Consider the following 13564-nt stretch of genomic DNA (forward strand, 5'->3'; position numbering starts at 1 on the left):
TCAATGGGTCTTGCGGAAACAACAAGGACACCGTCAGTTCAACGCTCGTCGCGGGTTTCTTCCAGCAACCAATCGGCGAAGGCCTGGGCTGCCGGTCGCAGTCGGCGATGCGCTGGATAGACGATCGAATAGCCCCAGCGTGCCGGCATGGTCGGCCCGGGCAGGCGCACCAGGCGACCGCTGGCGAGGTAGGGCGCGACGATGCGTTCGCGCGCGAGTGCAGCGCCAAGTCCGAACGCCGCGGCATTGAGCGCATCGGTGGTGTCGCTGAAGTTATAGCGCTCGTTGATTTTCGCGCCATGCACGTCGGCAGCGCGCAGCCAGTCGTGCCAGCCCTGGCGGGCGTTGTCGGAAATCAACGGCAACTTCGCGACATCGGCGGCGCTGCGGATCTTCGCGAGGCCGGGCAGGGTCGGTGCGGCGACGGGAAACAAGGCATCGGCCATCAGCAGATGCGCGGTCAAGCCGGGCCAGTGGCCGGGTCCGTGGCGGATGCCGAGGTCATGGCCGCCTTCGTCGAAACGCGAGAGCCCGATTTCGGTATCGATGGTGAGGCGGATTTTCGGATGCGCAGCCGCGAATCCCGGCAGGCGCGGGATCAGCCAGGTGTAGGAGAGCGAATGCAGGGTAGTGAGGCGGACGCGATCGGTCTCGTCCTTGGCGATGCGCAGCGCGCGCACGACACCATCGAGATCGGCCATGGCGCTACTCGCGGAATCGGCGAGCTGCCGGCCTTCGAAAGTCAGCGAGACGCCACGGGCATGACGCTGGAACAGGCTCACGCCCAGCCGCGATTCCAGCCGGCGCACGTGATGGCTGACTGCGCTGGCGGTGAGGTGAAGCTCTTCGGCGGCATGGGCGAAGTTCTGGTGGCGAGCCGCCGATTCGAACGCCGCCAATGCCGGTAACAGGTCTGCGCGCAGGGCCATATCGAGCCTCAAATATGATTTGTGTCTGGCAGCGAAAGTATGCGCTTGTTGGCCGATTGCCGGCGAGGACAATGGCAGTCAGCCACGAATAGAGCTTGCGCCAAGATGAAGAACCCGACCGTTGACCTCGCTAATATCCCGCTTGCCGGTGACCGCGCCTGGCTGACCCCGATCGAACTCGGCGTACTTGCTGCGATCTGGGGCGCGTCCTTCCTGTTCATGCGCATCGCCGCCAAGGATTTCGGCGCGCTGGCCCTGGTCGAGATCCGGCTCGGACTGGGCTCGCTGATCCTGCTGCCGTTCCTGTGGCGCGAACGTGCGAAATTCACCGGCGCGCTCTGGCTGAAACTCGCGATCATCGGTGCGATCAATTCAGCGGTGCCGTTCGCGCTCTTCGCCTGGTCGGCGCAGCGCGCGCCTGCAGGCATTGGCGCGATCACCAATTCGATGGCGGTATTGTTCACAGCCCTGGTCGCCTTTCTTTTCTATGGCGAAAAGATTGGGCTGCGTCGTACCGTCGCCTTGTTCGCGGGCTTCGCCGGCGTGGTGGTTCTGGCCAGCAGCAAGACCGCCGGTGCGAGTGTCGGCGGCGCGGTTGCCGCAGGCACGACGGCGGCATTTCTTTACGGCATCGGCGCCAACCTGGTGAAAAAACATTTGACCGGGTTGCCGCCGGCCGCCGTCGCGGCGGCGACACTGCTGTGCTCGGCCCTCGTCGTCGCGCCGTTCGCGATCGCCTATTGGCCGACGCAGACGATTCCGCCGCGCTCATGGTTCGCCGCCGGAATGCTCGGCGTGTTCTGCACCGGTATTGCCTATGCGTTGTACTACCGCCTGATCCAACGCGTCGGTGCCGGCCGCGCCGTGACAGTCACCTATCTCGTGCCCCTGTTCGCGGTGGCCTGGGCCTGGCTGCTGCTTGGTGAGCCGCTGACGCTGCCGATGCTGATCGCCGGCGCACTGATTCTCGGCAGCGTGGCGCTGAGCCAGCGCGCGGCTGCGAGCGGCGCGCGGTGAACGCAGCCGCAAATTCCGGTGTGGCGATGATCGCCGTGGATCATCGCGTGCAGTTCGATTTCGAAATCGAGTTCAGCAACGGCGGCAGTCTTGAAGGGCGTGATTTCCGCCTCGATATCGACGGCGACGACATCGACGACCGCGAGCTCGCCGATTACCTCGTTCGTGACCTGCGCCTGCTGATGGTGCGCAGTGTGCGTTTCCGCAACAAGAAAATCATCGTCGAGGCGCACAAACGCGTTGTTGCGAAAACTCCGGCGCCTCTGTTGACGATGGCCGAAAGCGGCAAGAGCGACGAAGCGTGCCCGCCAATGTCGGCGTTGTCCGTGGATGTTGCCGCGGTTGTAGACGTCGGCCCCGGCGCGACGCGGCGCGATTTGCCCAGCAACGACGGCGTGCGCGTCTGGATTGTCGATATCGCGCCGGGCCAGCAATGGCCGCATGTCGATACGCATCCGCACGGTGAGCAGTACTACGTGCTCAGCGGCGAGATCATCGAGGGCGAGCAGCGCTTCGGGGCCGGCACGCACGTGCTGTTTCCGCCCGGCAGCAGCCATCAACCACGCAGCGAGAAAGGCGTGCGCTTGCTCGGACTGAACCTCGAACCGTGACGTGATGCGCATCGGATCACCGCGGGTATCGCGGTGAATTCTGCGCACCCGAGGCGATTGACGAAGGCGATGGTCTGCGAGGGGCGCTAACGAAACCGCCAGCCGACAGCCGGGCGCTCATCAACATTGAGGATTTGCGACAAAACAAGCGCTTGAATTTGCTAATGCGTGGCCGGCGCCGGAGAATGAGTTTCCCTGCCGGAGTCGTGCATTGAACCCTGTCGCCAAACCCTCGTCCGCCTCCGTCAATCTTCGGCAATTGTGTGCAGGTTTCGCCAAGCCGCATCTCGGCCGCGCGATCTGGCAAGTCATCAACACCCTGCCGCCGTTTCTTGCACTCTGGGCACTGATGGCCTGGAGCCTGCACTCGAACTGGAATTATCTCTGGACCCTGCTGCTGGCTTTGCCGACCGCCGGTTTGTACGTGCGCATTTTCATCATCCAGCATGACTGCGGCCATGGTTCGTATTTCGCCAGCGCCCGCGCCAACAATGCCGTCGGCGCCTGTCTCGGCCTGATCACGCTGTTCCCGTTCGGCTACTGGAAAAAAACCCACGCGATCCATCACGGCACCTCCGGCAATCTCGATCGTCGCGAGCTCGGCGATGTCGAAACGTTGACGGTCGCCGAATACCAGGCGCGTTCGTGGTTCGGTCGCCTGAGCTACCGCTTCTATCGCAGCACGCCGGTGCTGCTGGGCATCGGCCCGATCTGGCAGTTCGTGATCAAGCATCGTTTCCCGTTCGACCTGCCGTTCTCCTGGAAGAAGGAATGGGCGAGCGTGTTGATCAACAACGTGATGCTGCTGCTGGTCGGCGGCGCGCTGGGTTTCGCGATCGGCTGGCACGTCGTGTTGCTGGTGCACCTGCCGATCATCCTGATCGCCGGTGCGCTTGGCGTCTGGCTGTTCTACGTCCAGCACACCTTCGAGCAGACCTATTGGACGCGCAAGGAAGATTGGGATTCCAACCAGGCAGCGATTGCCGGCAGTTCCTATTACGACCTGCCGCGGGTGATCCACTGGTTCACCGGCAACATCGGCTACCACCACATCCATCACCTCGCCAGCCGCATTCCGAATTACCGCCTGCGCGAGGCGTTCGAATCCAGCCCATTGCTGCAGGCCGCGCCGCGCCTGACCTTGTGGACGAGCCTGCAATGCGCACGATTGAAATTGTGGGATGAAGAACTGCAGCGCATGGTCGGTTTTCCGAAGCGCGCGCGGGCATGATTCCGCAGGAACGGTCCTGGCTGCGACCATCCCGCGATGCAATCTGAGGAAGTTGCGCTCCTGACGGCCTTTGCGAAGTCGATGATGGCAAACACCGGAGAAAAACGATGATCGGATATGTGACGCTGGGCACCAACGATTTCGATCGCGCGGCCAAGTTCTACGATGCGCTGCTCGCGGAAATCGGCGCGAGCCGTTTCATGGAATCGGACCAGTTCATCGCCTGGGCGGTTTCGCCCACGCAGCCCAGCCTGGGCATCATCAAGCCGCACGACGGCAAAGCCGCGACGATCGGCAATGGCGTGATGGTCGCGCTGGTGGTCGACAAGCCGGAGAAAGTCGACCGCCTCTACAAGAAGGCGCTGGAACTCGGCGGCACCGACGAAGGTCCGGCCGGCCCACGCGGCGACAGTTTTTATGCCGGCTATTTCCGTGATCTCGATGGCAACAAGCTCAATGCCTTTTGCATGATTTGATGCGTCTTGCTGGAAGGGTCATGACCGCGACGATTCTCGTCGCGGCTTGAAGAAATCGCGGTCATGCCCGCTCCCACGTGCCCGCTCCTACGGCTTGTAAAGCTCCGGAAGCAGCTGCTTGAGGTGCGCGACTTTCGGGGCATCGTTGTAGACGATGTACGGGTTGTCCGGATGCAGGCGCGCGTAGTCCTGGTGGTAGGCCTCGGCAGGGTAGAAGGCTTTCAGCGGCGTGACCTGGGTGACGATCGGTGCCTTGAATGATTTCGCCGTCGTCAGCTGCGCGATGTAGGCGTTGGCGATGCGTTTTTGTTCCTCGTTGCCATAGAAGATCGCCGAGCGGTATTGCGTGCCGGTGTCGGGGCCCTGGCGATTGAGCTGGGTCGGATCGTGCGCGACCGAGAAATACACCTTGAGCAGTTGTCCGTAGCTGATCTTTGCCGGATCGAACTGCACCTTCACCGATTCCGCGTGGCCACTGCTGCCTTCGCTCACTGTTTCGTAGTCGGGGCTGACAGCATTGCCACCGGCGTATCCCGACGACGCCTGTTTCACGCCCTTGACGTGTTCGAACACAGCTTCGATACCCCAGAAGCAACCACCGGCGAATACCGCGGTCTGTTCTCCCTTGCTGGCGGCCAATGGCGCATCGAGTTTCGGATTCGGCAGTGCGATACCTTCGCCGGCGCTGGCGAAACCGCAGGCCGCTAGCGCCGAGACGATCAGCAGAGTGAGGGTGGTTTTCAGTGGCGACGGGGTTTTCGTGGTCATGGTCTTGCTCCGATGATTCATGGTGATGCGATCCTGGCGGTTAGTTGGCGTGCGCGAAGCGCAGGGCGACGGAATTCATGCAATAGCGCAGACCGGTCGGCGGCGGACCATCGTCGAAGACGTGACCAAGGTGCGCATCGCAGCGACGGCAGGAAATCGCCGTGCGTTCCATGCCGATCAGATAGTCGCTGGTGGCGACGATGTTTTCCTTGGCGATCGGCTGCCAGAAACTCGGCCAGCCGGTGCCGGAGTCGAACTTGGTCGCGGAATCGAACAGCGCGGTGTCGCAGCAGATGCAGCGATAGACGCCGCGATCGTGCAGGTTCCAGTATTCGCCGGTGAACGCGCGCTCGGTGCCGGCTTCGCGGGTGACGTAATACGCGCTCGGCGACAATTGTTTTCGCCATTCGGCTTCGCTCTTGGCCACTTTCAGCGCCTGTTCGCTGCCCAGCTTCTTACCGCTGTCGGAAAAGCGGATCAGCAGCACGCTGCCGGCGTTGGCCATGGGTTTCGCGGCGGTCGCTTCGCCGGCGCGACAGGCGCTGATGGCGATGCCGGCGACGGCGATGGTCGCGGTGGCGATGAAGCTGCGGCGCGTGAACGCACGCACCGGTGGCGGGATATTGGCGGGGGAATCCGGGTCGCGCATGGGGTATCTCCTTGGCTGGCCCGAGCCTAGGCGTGCGGGCCTGAATGTTTTGTCACGACAGGGCGGCCCGATGAGGGCAGGTCGCGATTCCTGTCCGGTCCGGCGAATGCCGATCCTTGGCCATAAGAGGCAAGGGCCGGCAAAAGGATGCGCGCAGCGTGGCGTGGCGGGCGGTCGCGTTGCGCGGGGTTCAGTTGCGCGGCCAGCGCATGCCCTGCGAGGCACTCAGCCTGCGTCGGCGACCCAGGGATCGTAGTCGCCGAAGTTCCAGATGTGGCCCTCGGGATCGCGGCAGCCGTAGCTGCTGCCGCCATAGTCGCGGGCAGCGAGTGCGTCGATGATTTCCGCGCCGGCAGCGATGGCCTGCGCGTAATGCGCGGCGGGGTTCGCGACGATCACGCAGGCGAGCTGGCTTTCGCGGCCGCCGATGTCGGCGGGCTGCACCATGAGTCGTCCCCACTGCGTGTCCGAGACCGAACTGAGCATGATCATGCCGTTGCCGAAGCGCAGCTGCGCATGCGCGATGCCACCCTTGCCGTCTTCGTACACCGCGTGTTTTTCGAAACCGAAGGCGCGGCACAGCCATTCGATCATCGCCGGCGCATCGCGGTAATGCAGGCTGGGGATGATGGTGGCGACAGTGTTTTTGGCAGTGGTCATCGCGATCTCCTCGATTCTTCGGGCGTCGGATTTTCTACGGTGTCAGGAAAGACTCAGCGGTGGCTCGCGCAGGATAGCCAGTTGCTCCTGCACTTGCGTGATCACGCCTTCCCAGTGCCGCGGCGATTCGAACCACGGGAATGCTGCCGGAAATGCCGGGTCGTGCCAGCGCCGCGCGATCCACGCGTGATAGTGCAGCAGGCGCATCGCGCGCAAGGCTTCGATCAGGTGCAGCTCGCGGCGATCGAAGGGGCGGAATATCTCGTAACCTTCCAACAACCATTCCAACTGTGTGCGCTGCGCCTCGCGATCACCGGAAATCAGCATCCACAGATCCTGCATCGCCGGGCCGGTGAGGCAGTCGTCGAGATCGACGAAATGCGCGGCGTCGTCGCGCCAGAGAATGTTGCCGGGATGGCAGTCGCCGTGCAGACGCAGCAGCGCGACGCTGCCGGCGCGCTCCCAGGCGTCCTCGATCTCGTCGATAAGCAGGTTGGCGATCGCCTCGAAATTCGCTTCCAGCGATGGCGGCAACCAGCCGGCCTCGAGCAGGTAGCGCACCGGCGCGATCGCCTGCAGCTCGATGCTCTGGGTGGTGCGATGCGCGAAGGTTTCGCTGGCGCCGACGGCGTGCATTCTTCCCAAGGTGCGGCCGATCTGGCGCAGTGTGTCGCGATCGCCGGGCTCCGGCGCGTGCCCGCCCTGCATCGGAAACAGCGCGAAGCGAAAACCGTCAGCGTCATGCAGCGTTCGTTCGTGGATACGGAGCGGCGCGACCACCGACAGATCGGCAGCGCGCAGTTGCGCGGCGAATTCGTGTTCTTCGATGATGGCGGCATCGCTCCAGCGGTCGGGGCGATAGAACTTGGCGACCAGCGCCGGCGCGTCTTCGCAGCCGACGCGGTAGACACGATTTTCGTAACTGTTGAGCGCGAGTACGCGGCCATCGCAGATCACGCCGACGCTCTCTATCGCCGCGATGATGCGGTCGGGATCGAGGCCGGCGAACGGAGCGGCGGGCAGATCGGACATGGATGCTCGGTCACGGCAGGGGCACCATCCTAACGGTTTGTCGCTGCGCGATCCGGACGTGTCGTCGGTTTTGGCGGTCGCCGAAATAAAAATCGCCGCAAAAGAAAACGGGGCCGGCCCTCATTGCGAGAAGCCGGCCCCGTCGTTGCAGGCAGATCAGGAAGCCTTGACCACGCTGGTCAGGGCATACAGGCGTGCACTGCGGGTCCAGGCGTTGACGCTGACGATCAACTGCGTCACCACGAAGGCGAGCAGGAAACCACCGCCGCTGGCATGCGGCATCTTGATCCGCCAGATTCCGAGCACGGCCGCGATGACCAGTCCGATCGCGGTGACGACCAGATAGAAACCCAGCGTCGCGAATGGCCGGCGCAGCACCAGCTTGAAGCCGCGCCACCAGGCGCGGATCGCCGAACGCAGGTTGGCGTCGGCCGCGAACTGCGCGCGTCCAGCCTCGACCGTGGCATGCGCGAACACGAACAACACCGCCATCGCGAACATCGCCAGATTGCCGATGGTGGCGACGTCGTCCGTGGTGATCGCTTTTTCCGTGCGATCGGCAACCGCCGAGAAACCGACGCTGCCCAGGGCGATCGCGATGCCGAATGGCACGATCGACCAAAGCATCATCCGGAACAGGCGGCCGTATTCGGCCATGCCGCCCTGCGCCAGTTCACTCAGTCCCAGCGTGCGCGGCGAACGGATCGCGGTGAGCGTCATGCCGGTAAGCAGCGGCGAGAGCAGCAGCGTAACCAGGATGCTGGCCGCCATCGCGCCACTCAATGCGACGTTGTTGTTGAACACGTCGGCGAGGTCGTTGAAAGCATCGGCGCTGAAGGTGCGGGCGAGTTCGCCGGCATGCACGGAAAGATCCAGCTGCGCGCCGAGCGCCATCGAGTACGGCAGCGCCACGATCAGCGTGGGCAGCAGCAGGCCGAGGATCCACAGCAGCAGCAGCCGCCATTGCAGGGCGGCACCGAAGGCGCGGAAAACCGCGCCAAGGCCGAGTCGCTTGTTGTCGTAGCTCATAGGGTCACCAGGAAAGAGTAGATCGTCTGAAAGACCGCGGCGATGTCGCTGGACCAGCGGCGCGATGCCGACTTGTCCGCCTTGAGCGTGCGGCTGTCATTGAGTTTGTTGGAGTCGAGCATGTTGTCTCCCTGCGGATCGAGTTCCGCCGAGACCGCCTTGGCCGGCTTGGTCCAGGAGAAACGCGCCCAGGCGCGATCCTCGTTCCACTTCACCGTCTCGGACGTGCCGTCGGCGAATTTCACCACCAGCGTCTGCGGCACCGCGGCGCCGTTGCGACGCACGATCACCGAAGTGAAGTAGGGGAACGGGCCTTCGAAGTCCTTCGCCTTGGGATGGGCTTTTTTCCAGGCCGTGCGCTGGTCATCGGTGAGCTTGTCGGCCTGTTCCTGGGTCACTTCCACCCATTTGCCGTTGACCATCGAGGTCCCCGGCAACGGATGCTGTTCTTCGCTGGTCAGGCTGCTGACGCGGTCGTCGACCTTGCGCGTGCCGTAAACCTGCTGTGCGAAATACGCTTCGACCAGAGCGCGCTGGCCGGACACTTCCGCGATCGTCTCGCGCAGGTCGGCCACGCTCGGATGGCGGAATTTCCAGCGTGCGTAGTATTCCTTGTAGGCGCGCTCGGTGGTGGCCTTGCCCAGGTGCTGCTCGAGGTCGCGCATCGTGATTGCGGTGCGCGAATACACGCTGCCGTAGCTGCCGCTGGACAGGCGATCCCAGGAGTTGAAGCCGACCGGATCTGCCGGCTCGCGTATCGAGGCACCGAGACGTTCAAACTGGAACACCTTGACGACCGGCGCGATGCCGATCTTGCTCAGGAACGACGAGGTCAGGTGGATGTCCTGGCCGCGCTCGCGCAGCATGCGTTGGTCCCAGTACTCGTTGAGGCCCTCGTCGAGCATCGGCTCTTCGAATTCGTTCGAAGCGAGCAGGCCCATGAAATAACCGTGGCCGAACTCATGGATGGTGACGAAGTCGAGCTCGTACTGGTTCAGCGTGTTCGGCTTGACCTCGGAATAACCTTCCGCGGTGAAGAACGTCGGGTACTCCATGCCGCCGGCTTCTTCGGCATTGAGCGGCGGGATCACCACGGTGACGGTCTTGTACGGATACGGACCGAGCGTGTTGGAGAAATAGGTCAGCGAATCCTGCGTCGCCTTCAGTGCCGGCGCGGCGCTGGCAGCGTATTCGGGCGGATACAACACGGTGATCTTGACGTTCGGGCTGCCCGGGTTGGTCCAGTTGCCCACCAGCGGTTTCGCAGTGCGCTTGTCGGCGGTCCAGGCGAAATCGACCACGTCGCCCTGCACGAAACGGTGCGTGACCATGCCGTTTTTCTCGACCGGCGCGCCCTGTTCTTCACCGGTGGCGCCAATGACGTAATCCTTGGGTGCTGTCAGGCGTACGTCATAGCTGCCGAAGTCGGCATAGAACTCGCTGTGTGCGTGGAGTTCGTGCGCATTCCAGCGCGGTTCGGTGGCGCCGCGTTCGCCGGGCAGTTCCAGCACGGCGATTTTCGGGAACCACTGGCCAACCAGATGGAAGGTGCCGAAGTAGCCGGTGCGTGCGACGACGCGCGGCAGCTGGTCATGGAAATCGATGTCGATGGTGGTGCTGGCACCGGCAGCGACTGGCGTCGGCAGGTCGAAACGGACGACGGTTTCGTCGGTTTTCGGACCTTCGTCGGGCTGCACGAAGCTCCAGCGCACGGCGACGCCGTTCTGCATCACTTTCTTGAGTTCGATATGGCCCCAGTCGCCGTCCTTGACCGGCACGTCGCTGCGGAAGCCGAAACCGCGCTCGCGCTGCTCGGTGTAGAAAGTGCTGCCTGGACCGGAGAAGCCGTTGAGGTACATGTGCAGGTAGACCGAACGCACTTCGCGATCGCTGCGATTGCGCCAGGTGAGTTTCTGCTTGCCTTCGACGGTGTGCTTGACCGGATCGAGCGTGGCGTCGATGTCGTAATTGGTGACGCGGTCGGAAAGCGTGGCTTCATTGCCGGTGCGCGGGCCGCCCCAGGCATTGGCGGCGCTGGCTTCGGATACCGCAGCGGCGTGCGGCGATGCGAAGGGGATGTCGGCGTTGCCTGCCATCATGGGAACAGCGGCGGGTAGTGCGGCGGGCTTGGCGGAAGGCCGGACATCGGCCTGCGTCGCTGCGCCCATGACCAGGAGCGCCATCGCCCCGATCCATTTGATGTTGCCCAAATCGCGTCTCATGCATGGCCCCTGCAGTGGTTAAGCGGCCGACACTATCGCAGGAAGCGCTCGGGCGGGCAGTGCCCATGGTCATGGCAGCAGCTGCAGCGAAATCTCCTGCCAGCGCTGGCGCTCGGAACGGCAATACGGCCCGGCCATGGCGAAGCGCCGGCAGGTATCGGGGCGGGTGTCGTAGATCGAGCAGCGCATGGTTTGCCGATCCAGCGCCAGGCACCAGCCGTCGGCGCCCTTGGCCAGCACCGCGACGCCGTTTTCGTTGCGGTCGCGCAGATGTTCCGCGACATCGTCCTCGGGCATCAGCACCACGGTCAGCCGGCAGCACACGGCCTGGCAATGGTCGCAATCGACAACCTCGGTGCCACTGGCCGGACCGGGTGCGTGCATGGGCCAGTGTCCCACGGATGGGGGTTGGCGGGGTGTTGCTGGGGGTAAGCTGGAGCAGTGGCTCTAGGTATGCCGGCCTTGCCAGCTTGAATTCCACTAGGACGTCAGGGTTTGCATGAATTTTTCTGAAGTCATGATTGGCGCGTATCACAAATTGCAAGAGGCAATTGCAAATGAAAGTGTGCCGCATCCGATTGGATTCTTGAAATACGAGCACACAAAGGGCGAGTCCGACTTCGTTTACGACTGGCAAGAGTCTGACTTCACACGCGAGCTCGTAAATACTTTTAATAAGTATGCCTATTGGCTGACGCGCGCTCAGTTATGGGAACGCATTCTCGAGGATTATTCGGAAGATGAGGCTCTTGAAATAAGATACGAGTTCACTGATTTGCAATTGGACTGGTGTCTCCACTTTCCGTACAAATTCAAGTCAAAAATAATTTTCTGTGCGACACAGCTCTGTTATGTCAAAGCTATCGCGGGAAAGCTGATTTCTAGGGAATCTGTTAAGGGGGATGACCAAATCACCCTTGGCGTTCTTTCAGAAGTTGCAACGCACTGGATTTCTGGTGCGGTTCTTATCAAAGCTCTGCGAGACATCGACGGAGAAGTCTTTCGCGATGCAACAGACCAGTATAGAAACAAGGCCCAGCATCGAAATGCTCGAAGGCTGGACTTCGGGCATATATCAAATATCGTCCGCAGCTTTCCAAAAGGCTCCGTGGTGCGCTACGGGCTAGGCGATTCTCCACCCATACTTACCCGTGATGTTTTGCCGGCACTTATCGCGGAGGCCGAAAAATTGAGGTTTGCATTCAACGCGTATCGAGAACTTGTTGATGATCATGTCGCCAATGGGAGGGAAACCTAGAGACGCTCTCCGGTGAAATAGCGTGATCAGCAGCAGCGCTATCCCTAAATCCAAGTGACTGGCGACTCATGCCGCTTCCCGTGATCGCGGCTGCCGTTGCCCGACCCCGCCACTCACCCCTGCGCTTCCGGCTCCGCATCCTGCGCCTGCAGGCTGGGACGGCGCGGCATCAGGTCGGCGTCGAGCAGGCGCTCGATGCGCGCGAACACTTCCGCGCGCGCGAAGGGTTTTTTCATGAAATCGTCGGCGCCGATGCGGTGCGCGTAGAACTGCTCGGTGGCCTGCTCGTTGCCGCTGATCATGATGATCGGTATGTCCTTGGTCAGCGGATCGCGGCGCAGGCGGCGCAGCGCCTCGAAACCGTTCATGCCGGGCAGGACGATGTCGAGAAAGATCAGGCCGGGGCGATGTTCGCGGGCCAGCTCGATGCCGCTTTCGGCATCCTCGGCTTCGAAGGTTTCGTAGCTGTTCTGTTTCATCATCCGGCGCAGCAGCGCGACGATGGTCGCGGAGTCGTCGATGATCAGCACGCTGGTGCCGGGGCGGGCGTTGACGCGGGATTTGACCCGGCGCTCGTCAATGTTGCTGACGGGAGTCAACACGACGGCGGGTGCTTCGCTGTCGTTGGGTCTTTCGGAATCGGGAACCGGCACCGGCACGGGCAGGGGGGCGGGTTTTGCCTTTGCCGCTTCGTTGCTGCCGCCGATCAGGCGTTTGACGAAATCGAATAAGGCCATGGTCAGCGTCCCCTCCCCGGGGTGCGGCGTGGCGCACAGTTTCACCCAGGGTGAGGCCGGAGGCAACGAAGGCGACGCATTGGCGTCGCCTTCGGAGCATGCAACGACAGGTTCGCTGCCGTTGCAGTCGTTATCGAAATGCCTTGTTTCAGGCCTCGGTCTCGACGACATCGCGCTGCGCGATCGCCGGCCGCGCCGGATGCGAGCGACGCACGATAGGCAGCAATTGCGCCAGCAGGCCGCCAGCAGCCAGCGTCCAGACGATCAGGGCGCCGCTGGGCAGATCGAACATCGCCGACAGGCACAGGCCGAGCACATAGCCGAACGCACCGATCGCATAGGCGGTGATCAGGCGCGATTTGCCGCGCATTCCGGCCGTGGCCAACGCCGGCACGATCAGGCTGGCGAACACCAGATACACGCCGACCAGTTGCACCGAAACGGTGATCGCAACCGCGAACAGGGAATAGAACACGAGGCCGTACAAGCGGTCGCGTCGCATCCACATGAAAACGAGCAGCAAGACCGACAGCAGTGCGGCCGGGATCAGCTGCTTGAACTCGATGAACAGGATGTCCGCAGCCAACAGGCTCTTCAGATGTTCGCTGCCTTCCGGATTGTGCGACACCACCAGCAGGCTGCCGGTAGCGGCCAGCACGAACAGGGTTCCGATCAGCGGCTCCTGGTATTCCGGCCAACGCCGATCGGTCCATGCGAGCAGGCCGGCACCGGCGAGCGCTGCCGCCACGGCGACGATCTGCACGCCGTAACCCGACATGCCGGTGCCGAGGTGCTGCACCAGGAAATCGTCGACATTGAGAAACTGCGACAGGATGACGCCGAGTGCGGCGATCTGGGCGATCGCGAGATCGATGAAGATGATGCCGCGCGACAACACCTGCTTGCCCAACGGCACATGCGTGGACAACACGATCAGGCCGGCCA

At 62.8% G+C, this 13564-nt stretch carries 15 protein-coding genes; 5 read left to right on the forward strand and 10 right to left on the reverse strand.

The features are described 5' to 3' along the window. Positions 1-38: 38 nt before the first annotated feature. Positions 39-929 carry a LysR substrate-binding domain-containing protein gene (locus VKM35_RS03215; protein WP_324318291.1) on the reverse strand — a complete coding sequence of 297 codons (891 nt, stop codon included), beginning with the start codon at positions 927-929 and terminating at the stop codon, positions 39-41. Between the two features lie 105 nt (positions 930-1034). Between VKM35_RS03215 and VKM35_RS03220 the strand changes: the two genes are divergently transcribed. The 4 genes from VKM35_RS03220 (at position 1035) to VKM35_RS03235 (ending at position 4264) form a co-directional block, all read left to right on the forward strand. After that, a complete protein-coding gene (locus VKM35_RS03220; protein ID WP_324318293.1) occupies positions 1035-1946 on the forward strand; it encodes a DMT family transporter in 912 nt (303 codons plus the stop codon). Beyond that, positions 1943-2557 carry a cupin domain-containing protein gene (locus VKM35_RS03225; protein WP_324318295.1) on the forward strand — a complete coding sequence of 205 codons (615 nt, stop codon included), beginning with the start codon at positions 1943-1945 and terminating at the stop codon, positions 2555-2557. Before VKM35_RS03220 ends, VKM35_RS03225 begins: the two co-directional genes overlap by 4 nt. Positions 2558-2768: 211 nt before the next feature. After that, positions 2769-3788 carry a fatty acid desaturase gene (locus tag VKM35_RS03230; RefSeq protein WP_324318297.1) on the forward strand — a complete coding sequence of 340 codons (1020 nt, stop codon included), beginning with the start codon at positions 2769-2771 and terminating at the stop codon, positions 3786-3788. A gap of 107 nt (positions 3789-3895) precedes the next feature. Next, positions 3896-4264: a VOC family protein gene (locus VKM35_RS03235; protein ID WP_324318299.1), complete on the forward strand. Its 369-nt coding sequence runs from the start codon at positions 3896-3898 to the stop codon at positions 4262-4264. Positions 4265-4351: 87 nt separating this feature from the next. On the opposite strand, the gene msrA is transcribed toward VKM35_RS03235, so the two are convergent. The 7 genes from msrA to VKM35_RS03270 all read right to left on the reverse strand — a co-directional run bounded on the left by msrA (position 4352) and on the right by VKM35_RS03270 (position 11008). Then, positions 4352-5032 (reverse strand): peptide-methionine (S)-S-oxide reductase MsrA, encoded by a 681-nt coding sequence (msrA, locus tag VKM35_RS03240; RefSeq protein WP_324318301.1) that lies wholly within the window; start codon positions 5030-5032, stop codon positions 4352-4354. Positions 5033-5072: 40 nt separating this feature from the next. Beyond that, positions 5073-5681, reverse strand: coding sequence for a peptide-methionine (R)-S-oxide reductase MsrB (gene msrB, locus VKM35_RS03245; RefSeq protein WP_324318303.1), 609 nt, complete (start codon positions 5679-5681; stop codon positions 5073-5075). 225 nt (positions 5682-5906) lie between these two features. Continuing rightward, on the reverse strand, positions 5907-6341 hold the full coding sequence (locus tag VKM35_RS03250; protein WP_324318305.1) for a VOC family protein: 435 nt from the start codon (positions 6339-6341) through the stop codon (positions 5907-5909). A gap of 42 nt (positions 6342-6383) precedes the next feature. Beyond that, entirely contained in the window at positions 6384-7373 is a 990-nt protein-coding gene (locus VKM35_RS03255) for a serine/threonine protein kinase (protein WP_324318307.1), read from the reverse strand. A 156-nt stretch (positions 7374-7529) separates the two neighbouring features. Further along, a complete protein-coding gene (locus tag VKM35_RS03260) occupies positions 7530-8402 on the reverse strand; it encodes a hypothetical protein (RefSeq protein WP_324318309.1) in 873 nt (290 codons plus the stop codon). Then, complete coding sequence (locus tag VKM35_RS03265; protein WP_324318311.1) at positions 8399-10585, reverse strand: M1 family metallopeptidase; 2187 nt, start codon at positions 10583-10585, stop codon at positions 8399-8401. The genes VKM35_RS03260 and VKM35_RS03265 overlap by 4 nt, the downstream gene beginning before the upstream one ends. A gap of 108 nt (positions 10586-10693) precedes the next feature. Then, positions 10694-11008, reverse strand: coding sequence for a YkgJ family cysteine cluster protein (locus VKM35_RS03270; RefSeq protein ID WP_324318313.1), 315 nt, complete (start codon positions 11006-11008; stop codon positions 10694-10696). Between the two features lie 115 nt (positions 11009-11123). Here VKM35_RS03270 and VKM35_RS03275 point away from each other — a divergent pair, with 115 nt between their 5' ends. Then, positions 11124-11882, forward strand: a complete 759-nt coding sequence (locus VKM35_RS03275) for a hypothetical protein (protein WP_324318315.1) — start codon at positions 11124-11126, stop codon at positions 11880-11882. Between the two features lie 113 nt (positions 11883-11995). Here the strand turns inward: VKM35_RS03275 and VKM35_RS03280 are convergent, their stop codons facing one another. Both VKM35_RS03280 and VKM35_RS03285 read right to left on the reverse strand, forming a co-directional pair. After that, positions 11996-12619, reverse strand: a complete 624-nt coding sequence (locus tag VKM35_RS03280) for a response regulator (RefSeq protein ID WP_324318317.1) — start codon at positions 12617-12619, stop codon at positions 11996-11998. Between the two features lie 148 nt (positions 12620-12767). After that, positions 12768-13564, reverse strand: a 797-nt coding sequence (locus VKM35_RS03285) for a metal ABC transporter permease (RefSeq protein ID WP_324318319.1), incomplete at its 5' end; no start/stop codon positions are given.

The sequence above is a fragment of the Arenimonas sp. genome (assembly GCF_035312645.1).
Lineage (GTDB): Bacteria > Pseudomonadota > Gammaproteobacteria > Xanthomonadales > Xanthomonadaceae > Arenimonas.